Annotated in this window: 27 protein-coding genes, 1 pseudogene and 1 CRISPR repeat array; of the genes and pseudogenes, 10 read left to right on the top strand and 18 right to left on the bottom strand. The window is 29.2% G+C overall.

Annotation, left to right across the window (positions count from 1 at the left end; translation table 11 throughout):
* Positions 1-3: 3 nt before the first annotated feature.
* The 7 genes from FQB35_RS00875 to FQB35_RS00850 form a co-directional block, all read right to left on the bottom strand.
* Positions 4-462: a hypothetical protein gene (locus tag FQB35_RS00875; protein WP_148808114.1), complete on the bottom strand. Its 459-nt coding sequence runs from the start codon at positions 460-462 to the stop codon at positions 4-6.
* A 159-nt stretch (positions 463-621) separates the two neighbouring features.
* On the bottom strand, positions 622-1,599 hold the full coding sequence (gene bioB / locus FQB35_RS00870; protein WP_148808113.1) for a biotin synthase BioB: 978 nt from the start codon (positions 1,597-1,599) through the stop codon (positions 622-624).
* A gap of 22 nt (positions 1,600-1,621) precedes the next feature.
* On the bottom strand, positions 1,622-2,179 hold the full coding sequence (locus FQB35_RS00865) for a biotin transporter BioY (protein ID WP_148808112.1): 558 nt from the start codon (positions 2,177-2,179) through the stop codon (positions 1,622-1,624).
* A gap of 131 nt (positions 2,180-2,310) precedes the next feature.
* Positions 2,311-3,354: an ABC transporter substrate-binding protein gene (locus FQB35_RS00860; RefSeq protein ID WP_148810716.1), complete on the bottom strand. Its 1,044-nt coding sequence runs from the start codon at positions 3,352-3,354 to the stop codon at positions 2,311-2,313.
* A 26-nt stretch (positions 3,355-3,380) separates the two neighbouring features.
* A complete protein-coding gene (gene truA / locus FQB35_RS00855; RefSeq protein ID WP_148808111.1) occupies positions 3,381-4,133 on the bottom strand; it encodes a tRNA pseudouridine(38-40) synthase TruA in 753 nt (250 codons plus the stop codon).
* A 23-nt stretch (positions 4,134-4,156) separates the two neighbouring features.
* Positions 4,157-4,318, bottom strand: a complete 162-nt coding sequence (locus tag FQB35_RS15700) for a hypothetical protein (protein ID WP_168198200.1) — start codon at positions 4,316-4,318, stop codon at positions 4,157-4,159.
* A gap of 121 nt (positions 4,319-4,439) precedes the next feature.
* A complete protein-coding gene (locus FQB35_RS00850) occupies positions 4,440-5,597 on the bottom strand; it encodes a THUMP domain-containing class I SAM-dependent RNA methyltransferase (RefSeq protein ID WP_148808110.1) in 1,158 nt (385 codons plus the stop codon).
* A gap of 197 nt (positions 5,598-5,794) precedes the next feature.
* Between FQB35_RS00850 and FQB35_RS00845 the strand changes: the two genes are divergently transcribed.
* The 10 genes from FQB35_RS00845 (at position 5,795) to aroF (ending at position 12,745) form a co-directional block, all read left to right on the top strand.
* Complete coding sequence (locus FQB35_RS00845) at positions 5,795-5,962, top strand: aspartyl-phosphate phosphatase Spo0E family protein (protein WP_148808109.1); 168 nt, start codon at positions 5,795-5,797, stop codon at positions 5,960-5,962.
* A gap of 405 nt (positions 5,963-6,367) precedes the next feature.
* Positions 6,368-6,847 (top strand): HD domain-containing protein, encoded by a 480-nt coding sequence (locus FQB35_RS00840; protein ID WP_148808108.1) that lies wholly within the window; start codon positions 6,368-6,370, stop codon positions 6,845-6,847.
* A 33-nt stretch (positions 6,848-6,880) separates the two neighbouring features.
* Entirely contained in the window at positions 6,881-7,480 is a 600-nt protein-coding gene (locus FQB35_RS00835) for an anthranilate synthase component II (RefSeq protein ID WP_148808107.1), read from the top strand.
* A complete protein-coding gene (gene pabB / locus FQB35_RS00830) occupies positions 7,470-8,840 on the top strand; it encodes an aminodeoxychorismate synthase component I (protein ID WP_148808106.1) in 1,371 nt (456 codons plus the stop codon). Before FQB35_RS00835 ends, pabB begins: the two co-directional genes overlap by 11 nt.
* 17 nt (positions 8,841-8,857) lie before the next feature.
* On the top strand, positions 8,858-9,673 hold the full coding sequence (locus FQB35_RS00825; protein ID WP_148808105.1) for an aminotransferase class IV: 816 nt from the start codon (positions 8,858-8,860) through the stop codon (positions 9,671-9,673).
* A gap of 25 nt (positions 9,674-9,698) precedes the next feature.
* On the top strand, positions 9,699-10,259 hold the full coding sequence (folE, locus tag FQB35_RS00820) for a GTP cyclohydrolase I FolE (RefSeq protein ID WP_148808104.1): 561 nt from the start codon (positions 9,699-9,701) through the stop codon (positions 10,257-10,259).
* Positions 10,260-10,281: 22 nt separating this feature from the next.
* Positions 10,282-11,148 carry a dihydropteroate synthase gene (folP, locus tag FQB35_RS00815; RefSeq protein ID WP_148808103.1) on the top strand — a complete coding sequence of 289 codons (867 nt, stop codon included), beginning with the start codon at positions 10,282-10,284 and terminating at the stop codon, positions 11,146-11,148.
* A complete protein-coding gene (gene folB / locus FQB35_RS00810) occupies positions 11,136-11,501 on the top strand; it encodes a dihydroneopterin aldolase (RefSeq protein WP_148808102.1) in 366 nt (121 codons plus the stop codon). The genes folP and folB overlap by 13 nt, the downstream gene beginning before the upstream one ends.
* Positions 11,494-11,976: a 2-amino-4-hydroxy-6-hydroxymethyldihydropteridine diphosphokinase gene (folK, locus tag FQB35_RS00805; protein WP_148808101.1), complete on the top strand. Its 483-nt coding sequence runs from the start codon at positions 11,494-11,496 to the stop codon at positions 11,974-11,976. Before folB ends, folK begins: the two co-directional genes overlap by 8 nt.
* Positions 11,969-12,745 (top strand): 3-deoxy-7-phosphoheptulonate synthase, encoded by a 777-nt coding sequence (aroF, locus tag FQB35_RS00800; protein ID WP_148808100.1) that lies wholly within the window; start codon positions 11,969-11,971, stop codon positions 12,743-12,745. The genes folK and aroF overlap by 8 nt, the downstream gene beginning before the upstream one ends.
* Before the next feature lie 20 nt (positions 12,746-12,765).
* On the opposite strand, the gene FQB35_RS00795 is transcribed toward aroF, so the two are convergent.
* From FQB35_RS00795 to FQB35_RS00745, 11 genes and pseudogenes are all read right to left on the bottom strand, one after another.
* Positions 12,766-13,311, bottom strand: coding sequence for a DUF2284 domain-containing protein (locus FQB35_RS00795; RefSeq protein WP_148808099.1), 546 nt, complete (start codon positions 13,309-13,311; stop codon positions 12,766-12,768).
* 68 nt (positions 13,312-13,379) lie between these two features.
* Positions 13,380-14,506: a CRISPR direct-repeat array (repeat unit 28 nt; unit sequence ATTTACATACCACATAGTTAAGATAAAT).
* Between the two features lie 184 nt (positions 14,507-14,690).
* On the bottom strand, positions 14,691-14,957 hold the full coding sequence (gene cas2 / locus FQB35_RS00790) for a CRISPR-associated endonuclease Cas2 (RefSeq protein WP_148808098.1): 267 nt from the start codon (positions 14,955-14,957) through the stop codon (positions 14,691-14,693).
* A gap of 2 nt (positions 14,958-14,959) precedes the next feature.
* Positions 14,960-15,933 (bottom strand): annotated as a pseudogene (gene cas1b, locus FQB35_RS00785) (type I-B CRISPR-associated endonuclease Cas1b).
* Positions 15,933-16,454 (bottom strand): CRISPR-associated protein Cas4, encoded by a 522-nt coding sequence (cas4, locus tag FQB35_RS00780; protein WP_148808097.1) that lies wholly within the window; start codon positions 16,452-16,454, stop codon positions 15,933-15,935. Before cas4 ends, cas1b begins: the two are co-directional and overlap by 1 nt.
* A gap of 16 nt (positions 16,455-16,470) precedes the next feature.
* Positions 16,471-18,765, bottom strand: a complete 2,295-nt coding sequence (gene cas3, locus FQB35_RS00775) for a CRISPR-associated helicase Cas3' (RefSeq protein ID WP_148808096.1) — start codon at positions 18,763-18,765, stop codon at positions 16,471-16,473.
* 49 nt (positions 18,766-18,814) lie between these two features.
* A complete protein-coding gene (gene cas5b / locus FQB35_RS00770; RefSeq protein WP_148808095.1) occupies positions 18,815-19,573 on the bottom strand; it encodes a type I-B CRISPR-associated protein Cas5b in 759 nt (252 codons plus the stop codon).
* Between the two features lie 8 nt (positions 19,574-19,581).
* Positions 19,582-20,484, bottom strand: coding sequence for a type I-B CRISPR-associated protein Cas7/Cst2/DevR (gene cas7i / locus FQB35_RS00765; protein ID WP_148808094.1), 903 nt, complete (start codon positions 20,482-20,484; stop codon positions 19,582-19,584).
* Complete coding sequence (gene cas8a1, locus FQB35_RS00760; protein ID WP_148808093.1) at positions 20,477-22,177, bottom strand: type I-B CRISPR-associated protein Cas8b1/Cst1; 1,701 nt, start codon at positions 22,175-22,177, stop codon at positions 20,477-20,479. Before cas8a1 ends, cas7i begins: the two co-directional genes overlap by 8 nt.
* Positions 22,178-22,180: 3 nt before the next feature.
* A complete protein-coding gene (cas6, locus tag FQB35_RS00755; protein WP_148808092.1) occupies positions 22,181-22,915 on the bottom strand; it encodes a CRISPR-associated endoribonuclease Cas6 in 735 nt (244 codons plus the stop codon).
* Between the two features lie 63 nt (positions 22,916-22,978).
* Positions 22,979-23,929 (bottom strand): helix-turn-helix transcriptional regulator, encoded by a 951-nt coding sequence (locus FQB35_RS00750; protein WP_148808091.1) that lies wholly within the window; start codon positions 23,927-23,929, stop codon positions 22,979-22,981.
* Between the two features lie 204 nt (positions 23,930-24,133).
* Positions 24,134-26,128 (bottom strand): methyl-accepting chemotaxis protein, encoded by a 1,995-nt coding sequence (locus FQB35_RS00745; RefSeq protein ID WP_148808090.1) that lies wholly within the window; start codon positions 26,126-26,128, stop codon positions 24,134-24,136.
* Positions 26,129-26,358: the final 230 nt, after the last annotated feature.

Below are 26,358 nucleotides of genomic sequence, written 5' to 3'. Positions count from 1 at the left end.
TACTTAGGAAATTACTTTTTTATTTTTCCTTACATATTTACCAATGAGCCACATAAAGATTAATCCTATATTTGATCCTATTCCCCCAAGTAAAAAAACAAGTACAGGATTTGATTCAGCATTAGTTAATGATATTCCAAAATAAACCTGTAGAGGAAAGGTCACAATGATTTCCGTTATAATAATAATTAAAATACTTACCCAAACAATCAAAATAGTTTTGACCAAACTTAATGATTTTATAATTTTTTTCATTAGAAAAACAGCTGTCACTATGTATATAATGGTATGTACTCCAAAAGGCATCTGTATCCATTGATACAAACTTCTTGAAATAATTGCTACACTTCCTAAAATAAATGTATATAAAAACTGCTGCTTATAGGTTGTTTTTATATTTAAAACACTCATAGGCCCTATAAAGCTTATCCATGCAGAAAAAAAATGTATCAAATAGTCCATATACGGCTCCTTTTTTCATTTTTCTAATACATAAAAAAATTTTTACATAGTTTATTATTCAACAATCCAATCATTTTTCCTTCAACAATCTTAAAACTTTGCTATACTTTTAGCAAAGTTATGCTAAAAAGCACTACGCTAAGTTAAGCGTAGTGCTTTTTATACTTCAAAGCCTTCCCCTTTTATCATTTTTACATCTTCTACTATTTTATTCCCTATAGTAGTTAAATAATTTCCTACTAAAGCTGCATTCACACCTGCTTTAAAGCCAATATTCTGCATTTCTCCTAGGGCAATTCTTCCTCCAGCATAACGAATATAGCCATCTGGTATAATCAGTCGATATACAGCCATAGTCTTTAATGCTTCTAATGCAGATACTTTCTCCTGATTTTCTAGGGGTGTTCCCTTTATAGGATTTAAAATATTTATAGGTATAGATTTTATTCCTAAACCTTTAATTTCAAATGCCATCTTTACACGATCTTCTATATTTTCTCCTAATCCTATGATTCCTCCACAGCATAAATCAAGTCCTGCTTTTTTTACATTTTTTATAGTATCAATTCGGTCTTGATAATTATGCGTACTACATATGCTTTCATAAAACCTCTCACTAGTTTCTACATTATGATGATACATGCAAACCCCTGCTTCTTTTAATCTTACAGCTTGTTCGTAGGATATTATTCCATGAGAAGCACATATTTTTAAATTTGTATCCATACTTAATCTTTTATAAATATTAAGTAATTTTTCAAAGTCCTGCTCATCTATTCCTCTTCCACTAGTAACAAGAGAAAAACGGTGAGCGCCATCTCTTTCCATCTCTAAAGCTCTTTTTAAAATTTTATCATAATCTAATAAGTCATATTCCTCAACACCAGTTTTATGATGGGCAGATTGGGCACAATACTTACAATTCTCTGAACACCTTCCACTCTTTGCATTCATTATAGTACATAAATCAGCTTTGTTTCCTACAAACTTTTCTCTAATAATATTTGCCGCATCAAAAAGAAATTTCAGCATTTCTTCATCTTTTTCAGAAATACCCATAAATTTTAATGCTTCTTCATAAGTTATTTCTCCACCATCGATAATCCTTTTTTTAACTTCTTCTATAAGTTTTTTCATTTTTTCATCTCCTAAAATTCTTTTACTGATTATACCCTGCTTTTCGAAGAGATGGAACTACTTTAATTGCTATATATGAAATTAAAACACTCCAAAGAATATCCTGTATAATAAATGGAAAAAATCCAAGCTTTAAGGCTGTCATAAAAGTAATTGGCTTTCCAATATGGTAGCGAATTACCATATATAAATAAGGAACACCTACACTATATACAGATATAAGCCCTAAAATCACAGGAAAAAATACACTTTTAAAATTTACTTCTTTTAATTTTTCAGTAAATTTTCCTATCACATAAGCACAAATTATAAATCCGATTAAGTATCCAAAGGTTGGCTGATACACATATGAAATTCCTCCACCCTTTGTAAAAATAGGAATACCACTAAGTCCAATTCCTACATATAAAAGTTGAGAACAAAGTCCTAATCGAGCTCCTAAAAGCACTCCTGAAAAAGCACAGAATAAATATTGCAACGTAACTGGTACAATCGGTGTTGGTATTTTTATAAAAGCACCAATAGCCGTAAGGGCTGCAAACATTGCAACTAATATCATATCCCTTGTTTTAAATTTCATTTTTTTCTCTCCTTTTATTTATTTTTACAATTATAATATATTAGGGTATATCTTTTGTCAACCTTATCAATCTTTTATGTTAACATTTGGTTAACATATAAAAAAATACCCTACTTCTAGGGTATTTCCTCTTAATAAGCTTTTATTTCAGCCCAAACACGATTATATTCTTTTGTAAATTCTCCTAAATCTACAAATACTTCTCCTTTTTCAATTATATTTCCCTTTGGATAAGCCAATTCATTTTCTATAAATTCCTTTGGCAATAACTTCATTGCTTCCACATTTGATGTAGCATACATTACAAATTCTGTACATTTTGCAGCAACTTCAGGCCGCATCATATAATTTATAAACAATTCAGCTTCTCTTTTATGTTTACTTGTAATAGGAACTGCCATTGTATCAAACCAAAGGTTTGTTCCTTCCTTTGGAATGACATACTTTAAATCAGGATTTTCATTAACAAGCATCATAGCATCTCCTGACCAAGCTAAAGACATTGCTGCTTCTCCTGAAGCCATCATATCCTTATAAGCATCTGCTTCATATGCCTTTACTAAAGGTTTCTGCTCAATTAAAGATTCTTTTGCTTCTTCTAATTCATTAATATTTTTTGTGTTTAAGGAGTATCCTAATCTTTTCAAGGCAACACCTACTGTATCTCTCACACTATCAAGCATTACAATATCCCCTTTGTAATTTTCATCCCAAAGAGCATCCCAACTATCAACTTCTTCATGAACCTTCTTTGTATTATATACAATACCCATAGTTCCCCAAAAATAAGGAACAGAATATTTGTTACCAGGATCATAAGGAAAGTCTTTGAATTCTTCTCCTATATTTTTAAAATTAGATAGGTTATCAAAGTCTAATTCCTGTAGCAATCCTTCTTTTATCATAACCTCTACCATATATTCAGACGGAAAAATAACATCATAATCAGTTCCTCCTGCTTGTATCTTCGCAAGCATTTCCTCATTAGTAGCAAAGGTTTCATAATTGATTTTTATCCCATATTCTTTTTCAAAATCATCCAATACACTAGGATCTATATATTCACCCCAGTTATACACATTGAGTTTGTTATAATATCTTTCCTTCCCTATTCCACACCCAAAAAGATAAGTAATAATCATAAAAACAATAAGTATAAAGGCAATTTTTCTCAATTTTATCACCACATACATTTGCAGTTTTAAACCTGCAAACCTTCGTAATATACTTGATATAAAAATAATCCTTGAGCTGGTGCAGTAGGGCCTGCGTTTTGTCGAACCTTCGTATTTATAATTTCTTCTATCTCTTCAGGACGTCTCTTTCCTTCTCCAACCTCAATAAGCGTTCCAACCATAATACGAACCATATTATATAAAAAGCCGTTTCCATGAAACATCATTTGTATTTCTTTTCCTTCTTCTTTTATATTAATTTCGTATATTTCCCTTATAGTTGATTTTTTCTTTGATTTCACAGAAGAAAAAGCTTTAAAATCATGTTTCCCTATAAAATAAGAACTTGCCTTTTTCATAGCTTCTATGTCTAAGTAATGTGGAATATAATAAGTATATTTTCTATGAAAAGCCGTTGGAATCTCTCCTGTCCATATTCGGTATAAATATTTTTTGCTCTTTGCATTATATCTAGCATGAAATCTATCATCTACTTCTTCTGCATCTTTTATTACAATATCTTTAGGTAGATACTTATTGCAATAATCCCTTATATATTCGCTACTCAATATTTTATTTGTTTTAAAATTTACAACTTGATTTAATGCATGGACACCTGCATCTGTTCTTCCTGAAGCAATAACCTCTATATTTTCACCTGTCATACGAGAAAGTACGCTTTCTATTTTAAACTGAATCGTATTCTCTGTATTTCCTAGCCTCTGCCATCCATTATACTTACTTCCGTCATACTCTATGGTAAGCTTAATATTTCTCATATTAAAATTTACCACTCCTTCCTCTACATATATCTTTTCTCTATCTCATTTCCAATAGCATAACCAATAGCCCCTCCAATAATATAGCCTACCACAAAATTAGAAAACAATGTAAGAAAAAATCCAATAAATCCTCCTATCAAAAGAAAATTCATTTTCAAGTTCTTCTTAATAAAATTTATCATTAGATATCCCCCCTATAATGTCTACAACAATACTTGTATACTTTTTATATTCTATATTTTCTGTCATTTTCCTTTATAAAAAAACAGATCATCTGCAAAAACAGCAGATAATCTGTTTTTTTTATTTTCTGTAACCTCCCAGCATATCTTTAGGTGGTTTTGGACCAAAGAATTGATAATAATCTACTTTAATCCTTCCATTAAATAGCTTTCTTTTTTTACTTGCTTTTTTTCCATAAAATTTTTCAAATTCTTCATCTGAAGTAATAATGTATTTAGACCAAGTATCAAACTTCCCAAACACCTGCCCCATTCTTTTATACAACTTTTGAACTTCTCTTTTCTCTCCTAATCTTTCTCCATATGGAGGATTGCATATGATATATCCATATTCTGCATCAGATTCTATAAATCCCATATCCTGTACAGAAAAAGTAATACAATCGTCTACTCCTGCTTCATAAGCATTATCCTCAGCAATCTTGACAGCCCTTTCATCTATATCAGAAGCAAATATTTTTATGTCTACATCTTGTCTAATGGCTTTTAAGGCTTCTACTCTAGCATTTTTCCATGCCTCTTTAGGGATTGCATCCCATTTTTCTGAAACGAATTCTCTCTGCAATCCTGGTGCAATATTTTTCCCAATCATAGCTGCTTCTATTGCTATAGTTCCTGAACCGCAAAATGGATCAATCAATACTCTATCTTCTTTCCATCTGCTAAGTAAAACCATTGCTGCTGCCAATGTTTCCTTAAGCGGAGCCTCGTTTGCTTTTGCACGATACCCTCTTTTATGCAATCCTGCACCACTCGTATCTATTGTAAGTGTAACTATATCCTTAAGAAGTGCCACTTCTACTGGATATTCTGCTCCATCTTCTTTAAACCATTCTATTCCATAAGTTTCCTTTAATCTTTCCACTATTGCCTTTTTTACAATTGCTTGACAATCAGAAACACTAAATAATTGTGATTTTACAGACTTTCCTGTAACAGGGAACTTTCCATTCTCAGGAATCCACTCCTCCCATGGCAAAGCCTTCGTTTGCTGAAACAATTCTTCAAAGGTTAAGGCCTTAAATTCTCCCATTTTTAGTAATACTCTATCAGCAGTTCTAAGCCATAAATTAGCCTTAGGAATATCACTTTCATTTGCTGTAAAAGTAACTTTTCCGTTTTCAACTACCATCTGTTCATATCCAAGTTTTTTTACTTCCAGCTTCACCATTTCTTCTAATCCAAAAGTAGCTGTTGCTATCAACTGAATTTTTCCCATAATATCTCTCCTATACTTATCTTTCTGTTTTCGACTGGTCTTATTATAACATAAACAAAAATATTCATACTGCCCTTGTTCTTTTTATATTAGTTTACAAAAACATTTTCTGGGTATATATTAGTGTATAACATTTCTTACTATTCTTAATTTTTAGTCTTGCCATCTTTTAGGCACCGTAAAGGGGGGATCATCGTATGGATAACATACATGAAATAAACCTAAAAATACAAAGATTAAGAAAAAAACTTCACAAATTGATTGATGAAAAAAATGATAATTTAAATCCTGAGATAATAAAAATCAGCCAAATGCTTGATATTCTTCTCAATGAATACTATAAAATACAAAAAGAAAAAAAATAAACTAATCAAAATTCTTACATTCCGACCTAACACCTCTTAAATTATTCAAATAAATCAAATTCTTTTCTCATATTTTTTATCAATCTCTCTTTCCTTATACAGTATTTCCTATGTTGATAGAATCACATGCAGCCTATATAATAAAATAAATAAATCGTTGACGAAAAAAAGACGATAAGTATTTATAATTTTAATATAGATAAACAATTTTAAGAAGAAAAATAAAAAAACGTTCATTCCAGATAACTTTTGAAAAAACTAAACTTCATTACATGAAAGAATACTAAACCTTCAAAACTCACATTCGTTCAAACTAAGTTTTTTTTAGCAACGGAAATCTCGGATTTCATTATAGAATTGTTTATCTTTATATTTATTTTTATATAAAATAAAGGGAGAATTTTGATGGAAAGAGTAAATAAAATACTTCATAATCCCAAGTATATTGATTACTTAAACCGAAATGCACAAGCAGAAAAAAATCGTATATTCTGCCACCATGATCTTCGTCATGCAATTGATGTTGCTAGAGTTTCATATATACTAGCATTAGAAGAAAATCTTTCTATAAAAAAAGAAGTCATTTATGCAGCTGCCCTTCTTCATGATATAGGCAGGTGGAAAGAATATCTTCAAGGAATAGATCATGCTAGTGCAAGTGCAGACCTTGCATCTGAAATACTAAAAGAAAGTGGGTATATTAAAGAAGAAAAAGATCTTATATATAGTGCCATAAGAAATCACCGCAAATATAACAAGCAAAATCCTCCTTTAGACAAAATACTTTATAAAAGCGATAAGATTTCTCGTCCTTGTAGTGAGTGTCTTGTAATAAATCAATGTAAACGCTTTTTAAATGGAGGTAATCCTAAGATTGATTATTAAATAAACGATCTGGCACAGGAAGGAGTGTTTTTTTTGATTTTAATGATCGATAATTATGACTCCTTTACTTACAATCTAGTACAATATCTAGAATGTTTAAGTGAAGATGTATTGGTATATAGAAATGACTGCATAACTTTAGAAAAAATAGAAAAGTTAAATCCTTATATGATTGTTTTATCTCCTGGGCCTTGTACTCCTAATGAAGCAGGGATCTGCAAAGATGTAGTAACCACTTTTAAAGGAAAAATTCCTATTCTTGGAATATGCCTTGGACATCAGACCATTGGACAAGTATTTGGCGGAAACATAATAAAAGCAAAAGAACCAGTTCATGGAAAAGTACATCCTATAAAACATGAAAATAAAGGAGTTTTTAAAGATCTTCCAAATCCTTTAAAAGTAACAAGGTATCACTCTCTTGTCGTAGAAAAAGAATCTTTACCTGATTGTTTTGAAATAACAGCAAAAACTTTTCAAGGAGAAATCATGGGCATTAAGCATAAAGAATACCTAATAGAAGGGGTTCAATTCCATCCAGAAGCAATATTAACAGAAAAAGGAATGGAAATTTTAGAAAACTTCTTAATTGAAGCAAAAAAATGGACAAGTAGGTGTAAAAATGTTGATTAAAAAGATAAATACATCTCTAAATAGCTTTGAGTTATATACACTTTTTAAAAATGAACCTTATAGCTTCTTTTTAGACAGCGGCATGGACCCGAATAAACTTGGAAAATATTCCTTTATAGGATCTAATCCTTTTTTAATATTCAAAAGCAAAAATAATAAAATAGATATTTGTGAAAATGGTAAAACCACAGTTCTTAATGGAGATCCCTTAGAAAAATTAAGGGAAATATTATCTTCCTACAAGATGGATTATAAAACAGACCTTCCTTTCATCGGTGGTGCTGTTGGATACTTAGGCTATGATTTATGCCATCATATAGAAAAATTACCTAGACATGCAGTAGATGATGTAAATATACCTGATTGTTATATCGGCCTCTATGACGGTATCATAATCATTGATCACCAAAAAGAAGAAGTATTTGCTTCCGCCTTAGGCATAAAATCTCCAGAAGAAGAAACTATCCAAAAAATAATAAATACTATTAAAGCTGGAGAAGAAAAAGGTGTAAATATTAAAATTCCAAAAAACAATAAACCTATAAACTTAAAATCAAATTTTAAAAAAGAAGATTATATAAAAGCAATCAATAAAATAAAAAGCTATATAAAAGCAGGAGATATCTATCAAGCAAATATGACTCAACGATTTGAGTGCGATCTTCAGATTACACCATTTGAGCTTTATGCAAAGCTTAGGGAAATAAATCCTGCACCCTTTGCAAGCTATATTGATTTTGGAGAAGGACAAATTGTAAGCAGTTCTCCAGAAAGATTTATTCAAATAAAAAATAGAATAATTGAAACAAGACCTATTAAAGGAACTCGCCCTAGAGGAAAAACACCTACAGAGGATATAAAAAATAGAGAAGAACTACTTTCAAGTGAAAAGGATAAAGCAGAGCTTTTAATGATTGTAGACTTAGAAAGAAACGATCTAGGCAAGGTTTCAAAAACTGGTACAGTAGAAGTTACAGAACTATTCCATTTAGAAGAATATGCAACCGTATACCATCTGGTTTCTACAATTATAGGAAAAATGAAGGATGATTGCGATGTAATAGACTGCATCAAAGCAACCTTCCCAGGCGGATCAATCACTGGAGCTCCTAAAATACGATCTATGGAAATAATTGATGAACTAGAACCAACCCAAAGAAACATCTATACTGGTTCTATCGGCTATATAGGCTTTAATGGAGATACAGATTTAAACATTGTCATTCGCACCATTTTGTGTAAAAATCAAAAAGCCTACTTCCAAGTAGGTGGGGGTATTGTTTGGGACTCAGATGCAGAGCTAGAATATGAAGAAACCCTTCACAAAGCAAAAGCACTCATAAAAGCATTAGAAAGCTAATAAATGGAAGTGATTCTATGTGTATTTCATTTAATGGAACGTTAATAAAATCAAAAGAAACTTGTATTTCCCCAGAAAGTGAAGCATTTTTATATGGATATGGAATATTTGAAACCTTAAAAATTCATTGTGGTAAAATTTTTTTTATAGATGAACATTTAGAAAGATTGAAAAAAGGTTGCAAAGAACTAAACATTAAGCTAGACTATGATTTAAAGAAAATACAAAAATATTGCTATAACTTAATAAATTCCAATAGTATGGTATTTGGTGCATTGAAAATTCTTTATGCAAAAAACAAAGATCAATATAATTTATTACTCTTTACTAGAGAAAATATATATACAGAAGAAAAATATAAAAAAGGCTTTCATATATGCTTTGCAGATACAAAAAAAAATCCTTATTCAAAGTTAACTTATATAAAATCAAACAATTATCTAGAAAATATACTTGAAAAGCAAAAAGCCAAAGAAAATGGATATGATGAAGCAATTTTTCTAAATGTATTAAATAAAATCAGTGAAGGCACCTATACCAATATATTCTTTATAAAAAACAATATACTATATACACCTGCTACTGAGTGTGGTATTTTGCCAGGAATTATGAGAAATAAGATCATTGATCTAATATATAAGCTGAATTTAAACCTAAAGATTGGTACATTTAATAAGGCAGATCTTTTTAATGCAGATGAAATCTTTTTAACAAATTCTTTAATGGATATTATGCCTGTATCACAACTTGAGAATAAAGTATTTGATTTAAGTAAAAACTATGTGACAAAATTATTGCAAAAAAGTTTTTATAATTTATACTATCATCAATAAAATTCAAAAGAAAAGAGGAATCCAAATGGACAAAGCAAGAATAGAAAAAGCCATAAGAGAAATATTAGAAGCCATTGGTGAAGATCCAAACCGTGAAGGCTTAAAAGATACTCCTAAAAGAATTGCAAAAATGTATGAAGAAATTTTTTCAGGACTCAATGAAGATCCAAAAAAACACTTAGAAATATTTTTCCAAGAAGAAAAACACGAAGAATTAGTTTTAGTTAAAGACATTCCTTTTTACTCAATGTGCGAACACCATTTTGTTCCATTCTTTGGAAAAGCTCATGTAGGGTATCTTCCTAAAAATGGAAGACTTACAGGGCTAAGCAAACTAGCAAGAGTAGTAGAAACTGTTGCCAAAAGACCTCAGCTTCAAGAAAGACTTACTTCATCTATTGCAGAAGCATTAGTTGAAAAACTTGATCCTTATGGTGTCATAGTCGTAGTAGAAGCAGAACATATGTGCATGACGATGAGAGGTGTAAAAAAACCAGGTTCAAAGACTATCACCTCTGCTGTACGAGGATTATTTGAAAGAGATGCAAAAGCAAGATCAGAAGCAATGGCACTCATTAAATTCTAGTAATTTTCAGGGGGAAATTATTATGAAAAATACAAAATATGATTTTTCACGAAAAGTAACCATAAAATGCGGTGAATATACATTAAACCTAGGAAGTAAAACTTATATCATGGGAATTTTAAATGTAACACCTGATTCATTTTCAGACGGAGGAAAATTTATCCATTTAGATAAAGCGATTCTTCATGCAAAGGAAATGGCTGCACAAGGAGCAGATATCATAGACATAGGTGGAGAATCTACAAGACCAGGACATCAAGAAATTTCTGTTGAAGAAGAAATAAAAAGAGTATTACCAGTAGTAGAAAGACTCGTAAAAGAATTAAATGTTCCAATCTCTGTAGACACATCAAAGGCAGCAGTTGCTGAAGCAGTCTTAAATGCAGGTGCTCATATGATCAATGACGTGTGGGGACTTCAGAAAGATATGAATATGGCAAAGGTTGTTGCAAAATATAATGTTCCTGTTTGTATTATGCACAATCAAAATACAACAGAATATAAAAAAGATATTATTCAAAGCATAAAAGAATTCCTAAAAAAATCTATTGAAATTGCATTATCTAGTGGTATTAAGAAAGAAAACATCATACTAGACCCAGGTATTGGCTTTGGAAAAACACCAGAACAAAACATCCATGTTATGTCAAGACTTGATGAATTCAATGATATGGGCTTTCCTATTCTTTTAGGTACATCAAGAAAATCTATGATCGGAAAAATCCTTGATTTGCCTCCAAATGAAAGGATTGAAGGAACCATTGCTACATCTGTAATCGGCATTATGCAGGGCATGGATATTTTAAGAGTTCATGACATCACAGAAAACCTAAGAGCTATTATGGTAGCAGATGCCATCGTAAGAGGAACAAAACCATGGATAAAATAATAATGAAAAACTTAAGCTTCTATGGTTATCATGGAGCCATGCCCGAAGAAAATATAATTGGTCAAAAATTCTTTGTTGATATAGATCTGTATTTAGATCTAAAAAAAGCAGGAAATACTGATTGCGTTGCCCACACAGTTCACTATGGAGAAGCCTATGAAGTTGTAAAAAATATTGTAGAAAACAAAAAATTCAATCTCATAGAAGCTTTAGCTGAAAACATTGCAAAGGAAATTTTGGAACAATTTTCATTAGTAAAAGAAATCCATATCACCATCCGAAAACCTGAAGCCCCTGTGAAGGGCATATTTGATTATTTTGGTGTAGAGATAAGGAGAAAGCAAAATGAGTAGAGCATATCTTGGTATAGGCGGCAATATGGGAAATAAAAAAGAAAATATTCAAAATACAATTAAACTCCTAAAAAATCATCCTCAAATCCATGTGTCCGCTATATCCTCCTACTATGAAACAGCTCCTGTAGGATATACAGATCAAGATTGGTTTTTAAACATTGTAGTTGAGATTAATACATCTCTAGATCCTTATGCATTGTTAGCATATTGTAATGATATTGAGCAAAAACTAAAAAGAGAAAGACTAATCCGATGGGGTCCAAGAACTATAGATGTAGATATACTTTTATATGAAGGTTTTACTTCTGATGATGAAAAATTAACTGTGCCTCATCCTAGAATGTGTGAACGAGCATTTGTTATGGTCCCCCTTTATGAAATTGCAAAAGATCTTGTGATCAATAATAAAAAAATTGAAGATATTATCAAAAATCTTAAAGGAGAAGAAGTTAGGAAGATTAAAAATGAATAAACAAATATTAACAGGAAAAGAAATAGTAGTTTCTGTTGGAAATCTAAAAATAGGTGGAAACAATCCCCCTATATTTATTGCTGGACCATGTTCTGTAGAATCAAGAGAACAAATTTTAGAAACAGCCCTTGCATTAAAGAAAATAGGGGTTCATATTTTACGTGGAGGCGTATTCAAACCAAGAACGAGTCCTTATGATTTTCAAGGACTTGAAATAGAAGGTTTAAAATATTTAAAAGAAGCAGGAAATCAAGCAGAAATCCCTATCATCACAGAGCTTATGGATGAAAAAAATTTGGATATAGTCCTTGAATATGCTGATATTATCCAAATCGGTTCTAGAAACATGTACAATTATTCTCTCCTAAAAACTTTAGGAAATATAGACAAGCCTATTCTCTTAAAAAGAGGTATGAGTGCTACTGTAAGAGAATGGATGATGGCAGCAGAATATATTGCAGCCTATGGAAATACCAATATAATACTCTGTGAAAGAGGTATACGAACCTTTGAAACCTATACGAGAAATACCTTAGATTTAAGTGTAGTTCCAATAATGAAAAATGAAACAGGCCTTCCTGTCATAGTAGATCCAAGCCATGGAACAGGCATTCGAGAGCTGATAAAGCCAATGTCTAAAGCAGCCCTAGCCTGTGGTGCTGATGGCCTTATGATCGAAGTCCATCCAAATCCAGAAAAAGCTTTGAGTGATGGACATCAATCTTTAACGATAGAACAATATAAAGAACTTTTTGAAGAAATAAACTAGGGACAGATATACTGTCCCTTTTATACTAACAAAAGTCCAACCCAAATAACTTCGTCTTTTCTAAATTCTATAGTAATCCCCTTTTGACTACAAGTATGAATCACATCAATACCAACTGCTTCTAAAGAAGGTCTTGCCATTTTTGGATTTATGCAGTTATCTTTTCCTAATTTAGCATTACATACATCACATAGTCTACAATTCCCTCCTATCAAGGCAAATGCTTTATGAAATCCTAGTTCTTTTCCTTTCTTTTCAATATCTAACATAATCTCATGAAGGATTGTAGCAGATTTATAAAACTGGTTTAAATCTGATGGGTCATCTATCTTGTCCTTTACAAATATAAGAAAACCTTTTGTATATCCCTCCAATTTTTTTAAAAAATCTTCTATCTCCCCTACATAAGGTGGACACATAAAATTATTATTATACTGACCACATTTATTTTTGATACAAGCATCTCTTACCTTTTGTGATACAAGCAATTCTTTAGGGGATATTTCCTGCATAAAATCAATATTTTTTGTGTTTATATAATTTTTTAAAACTTTTATTTTATCCATTTTATTTCCTTTCTAGTTTTTTAGATGATCCTACATCATAATAATAGTATAGCATTGGTAGTTCTATATTTAAACTCCCACATAGTTAAGATAAATCGAAAGAGTTAAACTAGGTCAATATGAAGCTGGAAAATAATTTACATACCACATAGTTAAGATAAATCAAGAAAGTATGATTTAATTGTTCAACACTATCACAATTTACATACCACATAGTTAAGATAAATCTAACATGAATTTAGAAGATACGCTTAAGCTCTATGCATTTACATACCACATAGTTAAGATAAATCTTATTTTTAGTGGTATAGGATTAGATATTTTCTATTATTTACATACCACATAGTTAAGATAAATCGGGGATGGATGCTGCTTCTCTAAGAAATGTTTGTCTATTTACATACCACATAGTTAAGATAAATCCCATGCAATAGTTGAATCAATTTTTCATTTCGAAAAGTATTTACATACCACATAGTTAAGATAAATATTCGGATTTCTTGTAGGTATAGCGTTTATATTTCAATTTACATACCACATAGTTAAGATAAATATATTTTCCATTTACAATTGAATTTGAACCTAAAATATTTACATACCACATAGTTAAGATAAATCAGCGGTACAGATGATAGTCTGCTTGGTGATTTTTTATTTACATACCACATAGTTAAGATAAATCATTTGCAGTTTTTAAATCTTGTATATTTTCCTTAAATTTACATACCACATAGTTAAGATAAATAGTACTCACAGGTTTTAAAATAACTTCATAATTACCATTTACATACCACATAGTTAAGATAAATCTGCTAATGAAGCAGTTACAAAAGTAGCTGATAAAAATTTACATACCACATAGTTAAGATAAATGGATAAATTGACACTTAAAGAATTGAGGGAGCTATTATTTACATACCACATAGTTAAGATAAATAGGTAGGAACAGTTTTGCTGAAAAATTTAAAGTTTAATTTACATACCACATAGTTAAGATAAATACTGATAAGAGAATACTAGCTCCTTTACCAAGCTTAAATTTACATACCACATAGTTAAGATAAATGAGTCAGAGAGCCTTGATGAAATCATTGAGTTTTTTAAATTTACATACCACATAGTTAAGATAAATCTTTCATTTGCATTTAAAATTTTTACCGAACCTATATTTACATACCACATAGTTAAGATAAATCCACTTTTAATGCATGCTTATATCCCTTGCTTTTACTATAATTAAAGCAAGTATTGAAATCTTGTAAATATACCTTCTTGCAGTAAACCTTCAGTCGTGCAAATGATATTGTTTTTCAATATACTTCTAGACAAGTATTATCAATACCTGAGATAAGATTGATTTAAAAATAGGTTCACTGCAATTACAAAAATAACTCGTCAAAACTTTTTTCTTGCCCAATAACATCTTTAGTCACATTTCTGTGATTTCCTACTCTATATACATATATGGAATCTTCACTTTTGTCAACTACTTTTCCTATTTCTGAAAGACATTGATGCAATTTTCCTTGTGTAATCTTTCCTTCAAAAACAGAATTTTGTGTCCATATAAGATATTTTTTAAGAATCTTTCTTACTTTATTAATTACCCTTGGTTCTACTATATCATAAGTTACAATAACAAACATGTCTACCACCATGCCCTTAAAGGAAAATATATTTCATCTTCTATAAAATACTTTATCATTTTATAACATTCCAGTTTAATCAAACCTTTATAAGAAACCTTTCTATTTAACTTCCTATGTTTTATTGTAGTAGCTAATTTTCTTTCATATTCTTTGATAAATTTTTTCTTACCTTGTTCATTTAGAAAACATATTCCTTCTTGAATATCAAAATCCTCTAATTTTATCATTCTATTATTAATCATATTAAATATAATAGAATCAATAATCAAAGGCTTAAAAATTTCTGATATATCTAAGCTTAGAGAAAATCTTTTTGTAGATGGTTCATGCAAATAGCTGATTGTAGGATCTAATTGGGTTTGATAAATTTCCCCTATAACCGTTGTATACATAAGACTATTTCCAAAAGAAATTAGCGCATTTATCGGATCAGTAGGAGGTCTTTTTTCTCTTCTCTCTATCTTAAAATCATCTCTCAAAATATTATTGAATGCTTGGTAATATATATTTCTAATTCTTCCTTCCACGCCCATTAATTCATCTATTCTTTGTGCTGGATTTATGTTTTTTCTTTCGTTTTCTATCGCATTAATAAACTCTCCTTATATCTTCTCAAATTTCTTAATATATGATGAGCTGCACTATCTACAAAACATTTTGCCAAATACATTCTTTTTGTATGATCACTGTAGTGCTCTGCTTGCTTTACAATTAAAAATCCCGATACTTTTTTAGTTCTTGGATAATAGGTTCCTGAATAATATCCATAATAGTTATAGAAGTTTAACAATAATCCATATTTTGCTAGGTAATTCAAAAGTTTCGAATTTAAATCAATTTCACCATATAAATGTAATCTATCTATTTGTTCAACGGGCAGTGATCTTTTCACTTCCCCACTATCAATAAAATATAAAGTATTATCTTTTCTTTTTAATCTCCCATTGCTAAAAATATAATAATCTCTTCCCATTATTCTTCCTCCTCCTTTACATAACAAAACTCATAGTAAGCACACTTTTTACAATAAGGTAGGTTAATTGCTTTAAGAGGAGTTTTATTTTCTATAATATCTTTTATATCTACAAGTACTTTTTCAATTTCTTTTTTCATATCTTCTGTTAATTCTATAATCTCTTGCTTCTTTTCTTTTACATAGTTGATAACTCCCTTTTTCTGTATCCCCAGTTGGTTCAGGTAATATAGATAATACATAAGCTGCATCTTGTCTGATAAAGACATTTTACTGCTAATTTTTACTTCTCTTACATATTCTTTATCAAAGATATCAATTTTAAAAATATTATCTATCAGTATTTCTTTATTCTTCTGTCTTGGATAGGAGTTTTCATGTACAAGCTTTCCACTCAAAACACGATCACTATTATCTTCCATGGTTATTCCTTTTGAAAATAACCATAGTTTTCGTTTGCATACATAATAGTAGTTAACCTTTACCCCTTGTGTTTTAAATTTTTCGAATTCAAAGTTCATTGTATCACCTTAACTTTTAAATAAATTGTAAATCTTCATCAAATTCATCTAACTTTTTTTGTGGCCTAGTCAACCCTTTTTCAAAACTATATGGATATGAGATAATAGGTATTTTATTATATTTATCTAATTCTATAAAATCTCCTTGTATATAACCGTTTCTTTTTGCTTCATCATATTGGTACTTTGGTATACTCATTGTAAATTCTTTAATTTCATTCTTGGCTATTAATTTTTTATTGTAATCTGATGTTTCTTGAATAGTATGCAGGTTATTTTGTATAAACTCCTTATTTTCTTCATAAATATTCTTAGGTATTACTATTTGATTTTCAATGTTTCTTAAATTAACTTCTTTTTTCATAAACTCATAAGCTTTAATATCCATCACATGCTTAATAGTTTCCTTTATTTTTTTGTAATAGTTACTCTCTACAAGTCTTTCTTTTGAATAAACTTGTTTTACCAATTCCATTTTTACTTTTTCATCTATTTCTTTTCCATTCATCTCATCTCCTACATATGTTAATATTGCTTGTTTTGACAGCTCAAAAATATCTTTATCTATGATTGATTGATCTCCACTACCTATTCCTGAAGGAAATTTATCCTTTCCTACATAGACATATATATTCACAAGTCCCTCTTTTAAATCTCTGTTTCTATACACTCTACCCATTCTTTGCAATAATCCTGCTATATCCGAAAGTTCTGTATATAATACATCAAAATCTATATCCAAACTTGCTTCAACAACTTGTGTTGTAATCCATATACCAGTTCTTTTAATTTCCAATTTTCCCATATCTAAAATCATATTTTCTTTTTTACTTCTATCCTTTTTAATAAATCTACTATGGAAAAGCTTTATTTCTGTTTCATTATCTAAATCTAACTTTAGCTTTTTATAAATTTCTTGAGCCTTTTTTACTGTATTTACAATAATTAATACTTTTTTATTTTTATAATTTTTCTTTATATGATCCGTATTTATATCTTCCTCAAACACTTTTAATTTATGTCGTAATTGTACTTTTCCATCAATCTTTTTATAAAAAGGTAATGGCTGATTAAATACAATATTTTGCTCTTTCATAAAATCTAAAAAAATTGGAGGTAATGTAGCTGTTACAATACTAAATTTACCACCTAATTCAGTAATATACTTTAATGCTACTATTAAAAACGCTACTAATTCTGGTGAATACATCTGTATTTCATCTATAATCAATTTTGAATAACTAAGAGTAGCAAGCTTCAATTCATATCCTTCGTATTTAAATATAAAATCTACTAATTGATCTAATGTGCAGATTGTTAACGGTAACGATAGCTGTTTTGTCTGATCATAATACTCAATATCTAGCTCATTATTATTTCTCTTTAAGTATTCTGATGAAGTCTCTGAGTGCAATAATCCAGTATTTTCTTTACCAAATTTTATTTTATCAACTACTCTATCATATATTGCATTTATAGATACTTTTAAAGGAAGTGTAAAAAATCCTTTATTATTACCAATCCAAAACAAAGATGCTTCTGTTTTTCCAATTCCTGTAGAAGCAATAATTACATTATTTTTATCTTGATTTTCTATCATATATTCTTGCAATTCATTAGGTTTAAATCCTCCACTACTTAAATATGTATTTGTTTTCTCGAATAAATTCTCATTCTTAACTTCAATAGGGATTCCACCACTAGCTGCATAATCTATTTTGTTTAAAAGCCCTTTTGTCATAATGTATTGACGAATAGTTTCAGGGGTATCATATTGGTCTGGTATTCTTCTTTTTATATATCTAATAAATGATTCATTTAATTTTTCTATACTTTTAATTCTATCAAACTTAAAATCCTGAATATATTTATTTAAATCTTCATTTACTATTCTCTTTAGTTCATTATGATTCTCTAATTTTTTTCTTGAATGATGAAAATATATACTTTGATATAGTATTCTCAGCTCATCATCACTAAATTTTTTCTTTAACTCATCTTTGGGTAAAAATGCAGGACTTAAATAACCATGAGGAATCTCTTCCATATTCGTAAATTCATCTTGTAAATCCTCAGGAAATTCATCCGTATATTCCTTAACCCTTCTTAATTTTCTTATTAATTTATTTTGAAATTTTGTATTCATTTTTCCTAAATCATGATATAAACAAGCTAACTCTAATATATTCCAATCTAAGTTTTTAATATTCGAATAAATATGTTTTAATGCTTCCATTCTTTCTAACAGTTTTTCTGTGTGTTCAATGATAGTTTCCTTATTTTCTGTTTTTGCTAAAAAAGGATTCTTCATATATTTCACCTTCCTCATTGAAAACTTAAAGATAGGAATTTACCTATCTTTAAGCAAAAAAAACTAAATTTTCATCTTCATCTTTATATACAACAGCCTCTTGTGCAAGCTCATTTCTATTCATTACACCATGTATTACTTTTACTTTTTCCCATTGTCTTATAAATGTGCCTTTTTTTACTTCAACTTTTTCATATTTCTTATTTAAATTGTATACAGTTGCATTAGAGTTAAAGTCATCTATTCCAAACATTTTAATTGGAATATATGCATCATATTCTAATGTTGTATCTTCCTCTATTTCTACTTCATCTACATTTACAATTTTCACCTCATCAATTCTTGCAATATCTTCCCTTCTTCCAAGAGATAGATATTCTTTTGGGTTTTTTAGGGTTTCATAAATAACTTCAACTAATTCCTCATCTTTTGGTTTTATATGTATTAAAAGTTCTACATCTACTAGAAGTTCACAAGTTGCTACCCCTCTTATAATTCCATAATATTTATCTATTTCTTCTCCTGTTTTTTTGTTGATTTCTCTAGATTTGATTTTTATATTATGTCTACCGTTTTCATATGAAGTCCCAGCAAATTCATATCTAGTATATAAATCATTTACTTTTGAATAATATTTACCTTGAACACTAATATCCATTTCTTTATATTCTTCAAAACCACAAACAAAATGAATCATACCACTTACTGTTGAATATGGTGGAAGAGGATATGTTTCTTTCAATTGAAAACTTGTAGGTTTTCTATAATTAACTAAATTTTGATATATTCTTAATCTTATTGCCTTCATCTGCTCACCTACTCATTTTCTGAATAATACTTTTCAACTTCACCTTTTAAACTATTGAAAAATTCTCCCATTCCTTTTGCATTTAATTCTTCAATTATTTTAACATCATTACTAAATATACCTTTTATTAATCCAACATGAGTTGATTCTTTAATAGCTTTATCTAATCCATACACATCTTTGATTGCATCAATGACTAACTTATTATTTTTGACCTTTAACTTGTTTTCAAAGAAAGGGTTTTTAATGTCATATACTCCTCCTATTGCAAATATTGGTGATAGATTCTCTCTTCTTCCCTTTATATCCCTATATAAAAATTTAATTGTATCTAGTAAACTTCTCACTCTTTTCGCCTTTTCTTCTGACTTTATTTCTAAAGGATTTCCACTTTCATCTTGATAATTTTCATCTATCCCTACTTTATCTAAATCAATAGTAATTGTATATGCATAATAAGATTTGTGAATTTCACTTTGTGCTATATTTCCTCCATCTTTTATTTCATTTCCTTGAGCATTATATCGATCGAATAGTCCTTTGTTGGTTAAAAAATCAAGATCTGCATTAAAACTTTCTAATGAAACTGCATTAGATAACCTTACCACAGCTGCACGAGTCTTAGTTGGCTTTTTTGTTTTCATATAACCAAACAAGTCAATTTCTGCATAATCTTTTATAGTTGCATCAGGTGCAAATTGGATTACACTCCCATCTACATCAAGAGGTGTATTGTTTTCGCCCATTTGCTCAATAATATTAAACCTCAATGCCTGTCTTGATATATACGTATAACTCTCTCCCGTTCCTCTTGATACTTTCTTCAATGATGTTACATTTCCTATACCTTCCCCATAGTTTCCACTCTCAGCTTCAAAAATAAAACTTGCAGTTAACCCTTTTTTATCCATTTATCATATCCTCCTTAATATCATCTTTTTTATTTTCTTTCATTTCTTCTCCCTGTAATCCTAATAAGAAAGCATATCCAAGTGTCTGAAATTTATCAGTATCTTTTAAACCCTCAATAAAGATAGTTGGAACTTGCTTATTTAGATACATATATGCATTTAATAAAGTATCCATAAATTTTGATGTATTTTTTGTCTTTAAGGCATTTAATAATCTATAGCTAATCCCATTTAACTTATTTTCTGCTTTTTTGTTAACATAAGATATTCTCAAATCTAGTCCAAATCCTTTACAATCATTAATAACTTTATGATGTACCATTTTTTTCTTCTCTCTCCCTCCTATAAAATTGTTGTTGATTTTTATAATCATATCAATAAAATGTAGCTTATTAAATTTTTTATCTAATCTAAGATGAAATAGTTGATTAATTAAATCAAATTGATTCTTACCTTCATATAATCTTGTAACCACTTCTTTGTATAAGTTTAAATACTCTTTAGTACCTACTTTAACTTTGACTTTAATCATTGATTGTAACATCTTTTTATTTCCATTCATTACCTTTAACTTGTCTTTAGATAAAATATTAAAAGTATAGGGTCTAACTACATTAGTAGAATCCAATTTAATGATCTGTATATTCTCAATTTCTTTATCCAATTGCTCAACCTTATTCTGATTAATATTTTCAACTATACTAAAATAACTTGCATCTTCTAACTCTTCAAACGTAGTATTACGTTCTAATGCATGTTTATTAACTGCAATCAAATTATTTATACTTGAATTCTGATTAATAAATAATCCCTGCCCTTTAATTACTGTAAATCCTGCTGGAATACAAGAATATACAAAATTACATATTGGGCATATAAAAGTATCTCCACTTAAGTCCCAAAAATGAGAAGTTTTTCTAGACATATCTACACCCATTTTATTAATCCATGTTAAATCGTACGATACTGGCTTTGATAACTTGGATATTTTCCTATCACACACAAAACACTTATACTTAGCTTTCTCTATTATCTTTTCTATATATTGTAATGTCCCATCAACAAAATATATCCTGTATTCTTCATACATATTTTTTTTATTATTATTTTTATTTAAAAAACTAACATCTGACCAAAATTTTGCTATTATATCATAAATAATATTTTTAGCAAGTATAATCTTTGCAACCTCATCTGTTTTCAAATACTCAATAATTTGTTGCATTCTATTTAATTGCTCTTTAATATTAGGTAATACATCCTCAACTTTTTGTTTTTTATTTTTCTTTATTTTGTTCAGTTGCTTTTCTTCTTTTAATAAATCCTTTTCTTTATTTTGAATAATTACATATGCACTTTTATAACTAGCGCTTTTTAGCTTTTCTTTGACATAATCTATTTGCTTATTTATATTTTCTAAATATTCTTCGTCTACATTTTCTTCTTTAAAATTCAATATTACATCCTCATATTTCACTATGTTATACCATGAAGTAAATTTCTTGTATTTATCAATAAAATACTTAAAATACTTCTCCTCGAAATTTTCTAATGCTGTTTCTTCAAATTCTATATAATTGATTCCTCTTTTATATGCAACATCATTAGCATCTAGTATGTTTGCAACTCCTACAATTCCAGCATTATATAACCAATCCGCAAGTTCTAATCTAATTTTATTAATCGTCTTCACCCCCTACCCTATAACTTCAATCATTCCAAACCCCTGATTCCTCTTAAATCCAACCCCTAAGGCATACAAATCTTCCAAATCTTTTACATTCCCTTTCATTTTAAAAGTTCCACTATAGGAATTTACATATAGATATTTCCTATTTGTTTTACTTTTAAAACCTCTTATTTCTTCTTTTACTACTACCTTCTTCATGTCTAATGGCATAAACATTAGATTCTCTCTTAATCCTTCACCTCTATAGTTTTTAAGTACTAAATTTGCTATGTAATTCAGTTCATCAATATATTTATCATCTTCTATTTTCATAAAATAATTGTTTTTATTTTTTATGCATATAGGTGATAGAGTTTTGAAAATCACTTCATTAGTTGCTAGTTTCTTTTCTTTGATTAAATCAATTTTTAACTTGTATAATTCAAATGTTTTATATTGAAATTTAGATAATTTCAATAATCCATTATACAAATTAATCATAAATTCTAAATCTGGAGAACTTATATTAAGTATTACTCGATCATTTACTTTGAATATTTCTTCTGCTCTCTCATAATTTTTAATATAAGCTGCAAAAGTAAAATTTTTACTCCGTTTATTTGCTATATTTTCATCGTATTTATATAATTTATTGAAATAATTTTCATCAGATTTTTTTAATGCTTCTTTGATCAGACTTACTAATAACATATTGTATCCAACTGGTATCTCTTTAGTTTTATACTCACATTTTAATCGCACAATCTCACCTCCATTTTTTATTATAATTTCAAACATGGACATATATTGGTAGTAATAAAATTTTTAATAAATACTTTTCATCTTTTCTATTTCTTTTTTTATTTCTTCTATTAACATCTTTGGCTCAATAACCTCTACACTTCCTCCCATACTTAATATCCAACTTTTTATTTCCTCTAATCCTTCCATCATTGCTTCAAATATTATGGATTTATCTTCTTCATTTTCAATAATCTTTTGATTTTCAACCCAAATTTTTTCTTTTACTATTTGTGACATTGGATAATGAATTTTTAATTTTACTTGTATTGCTTGATCTTTAAAAATCCCAAAGCAGTTTTTCATATATTCTTCTAAATCAAATGGCTTGTCCATTTCAAACTTTTCTTCTAAAACACTATATTTATTTACTCTACATAATTTAAAATATATAGTTGCTTTTCTTCTTTCACAATATCCTGTAAAATACATATCTCCTTTATACTGAAATGTAGCATATGGCCATACAACTCTTTCTGTTTGTCCTGAAGTTAAAGAAGTATATTTTATATTTACTTTATTCTTTGTAAGTATAGCTGCATGGATATCGATAAGTTTTTTTCTTTCCTTTTGAAAATTTATATTGGCTATAGCTCCTTTAAGCATATAGTTATAACTGTTAGATAAATTATGCATTTTCTTTTTGTGTACTATATTTATCTTATCTATAGCTGTATTGTAATCCTTTAATACCAAATGATTTGATTTTTTAAGTTCTTCATTTATCATAAGCAATGCCATATATTCTTGATCCGTAAAATTTAGACATAAAAGATAACTATCATTTCCAATAGAGTATCCTCCATATTTCCCTGCATCTGATTCGATATATATACCTGCCTGTATTAGATCATCTTTATACCTTCTTATTTCTCTTTCGCTGACTTCTATTTCTCTTGCTAAGTCTTTTGCTTTCATCTTTCCTCTACTTTGAAGGATCATCAACATCTTCAGTTCATTCCCTACTTTACTCATTTGATTTATATACACCCCTTACGCTTTTTTCATTCATGAAATATGTATATAATGCAAATAGCAACTATATATAGATTAGTAAAATCAATTTCCTATATTCTCCACATATTCCTTTTTCTCCTTTATTCATTTCCAACTTTTATATATTTTAAAAGAAGCAAAAAACGAGACAAAGCCTAAGCCTTATCTCGTTTTCATACATTTTTATACTTTAAATCTACTAATCTCACTATTAAGTTTTACTGCTAAATCATCTAGCTTATCTGCTGCTGTTGCAATTTCTTCTACTATCATTGCCTGCTGCTGCATTGAAGCATTTACTTCTTCTGATGAAGAGGCTGTCTCTTCGGATACAGCAGAAATATTTTCTATTGCTTTAACTATTAACTCCTTCTCATTATTAATTTGGTTGACAAATTTACTAATAGATTCAATCTTTTCTGTGATACTGTGTACTGCTGTTTCAATTTGTTCAAAAGATCCATGTACTTTTTCAACAGATTCAGATTGACCAAGGGATCTTTCTTTTAATTCTTTCATTATCTCTACCGTATGTTCACTTTCTTTTTGTACATTTGTAATAATTTGTTTTATTTCATCAGATGAAATTCTCGATTCTTCAGAAAGTTTTCTGATCTGTTCTGCAACTACTGTAAATCCTCTTCCTGCTTCTCCTGCTCTTGCTGCCTCAATAGAAGCATTAAGCGCTAACAAGTTTGTTTGATCGGCAATAGCATCAATTGTTTCTAATATATTTCCTATATCTTGTATGCGATGATCTAAGTCAATAATTGCTTCTTCAATTTTTTCTGTTCCTTCATTGTTTAATTCTGTCTTTTCTTTTAATTCATTTACAACATCAACACTTGCTTCACTAGTTGCCATCACATCTTCAGCAGACTTTCTTATGTGATCAAAGTCTCCCTCTAATTGGTCAAATTTGCTTGATAACTTCAAAGTAAGGTTTGCTCCCTTTTCTGCATCAACTGCCTGATCTGCTGCTCCTTTGGCTATTGCTTCAACTGCTGCTGCTACCTCTTCAGCTGATGCACTGCTTACTTCCGTAGTAGCTGCTAAATTTTGTGCAGATGAAGTAACTTCTATCGATACATCTTTCATTTTTCCTACAAGCTTTCCTAATTCTTCTACCATAATATTAAAATTTTCACTAAGTTGGCCTATTTCATCTTTATTTTTTACATTACATCTTACAGAAAGATCTCCTTCTTTCACCCTTTCCATATCATAAACAAGCTCCTTAATCGGATTGGTTAAGGATGTAGCAAATAAATATGTAATTAAAACAACAATAAGTAAAGATACGGCTCCTACAGTTAAAGTATTTTTTAAAATTCCTGAAGTTTCTTCCTCTATTTCATTTACATACATATTGCCCATTACTTTCCAGTTTAGTTTTTCCAAAGTACTATATACAACAAACTTTTCATAAACCTCTCCATCTTCTTCCCATTTATAATTAACAATATCTTCTTTCTTTGTTTCTATTGATTTAATAATTTTTTCAACAGGTAATACCTTTCCTATTAGTTCCTTATTTTTATGAAAGATAACCTTTCCATTTTCATCTAGCACAAATGGATATCCTTTTTTTCCTATTTTCGTTCCATCAATCATCTCTTCTAAGGTTTTTAAAGCTATATCTGCTGCTAATACACCTATGAGCTCATTATTTTTATCATAAACAGGAATAGCTGCTGAAATCACATATTCTCCAGTGCTTATGTCTTTATACGGCTTAGTCCATATCAATTTTTTTGCTTGAATAGCCTTCTTGTACCAAGGTCTTTGGGTAGGATCATAACTCTTACTAGGCTTAGGATATATCTTTTTGTCTTTTGTTCCTATATATATGTACTTTATATCCTTATGGGAATTTTTAAAAGTTTCAAACTCATTCATTATTTCATCGATTGCTTCTGGATTTGAACGAATTTTCTTAACCTGTGAATTTGCTAGCACACAAACAAATTTTTCAATACCATCTAAATAGTTTGTAATTGATACATTAAGCTCCTTAACTAATTGAAGAGATGAATCCTTTAATTTACTTTCCGTTACATTTACTGATTTGAAAAAAGAAGTTGCCCCTAATGTAAATAATGATAAAGCAATAAGTAGAGTAAATATTACTGTTAATCTAAAACGTATCCCTTTTCGATTTTTGGTTTTTTTCTCCATTTTACTTCATCTCCTTTTTTTGCATACAATAGCCTCTAATCATGTAAACCGGTTTCATTATACAGGTTAAACGTTATCCTAAACGCATAAAGCACTTATATACATTCAACAAAATTTTATAAATTCCTTGTTAAAAATTAATTTTTTGCATTTTTATCTATATTTTCCAAAATCTTTTCTGTCTATTTACCATTTTAAATGCTAACAATTGTAAAAGCAACTATAATTTT

Source organism: Crassaminicella thermophila (assembly GCF_008152325.1).
In the GTDB taxonomy this organism is placed as follows: domain Bacteria; phylum Bacillota; class Clostridia; order Peptostreptococcales; family Thermotaleaceae; genus Crassaminicella_A; species Crassaminicella_A thermophila.
This window is presented reverse-complemented; position numbering and strand designations above follow the sequence as displayed.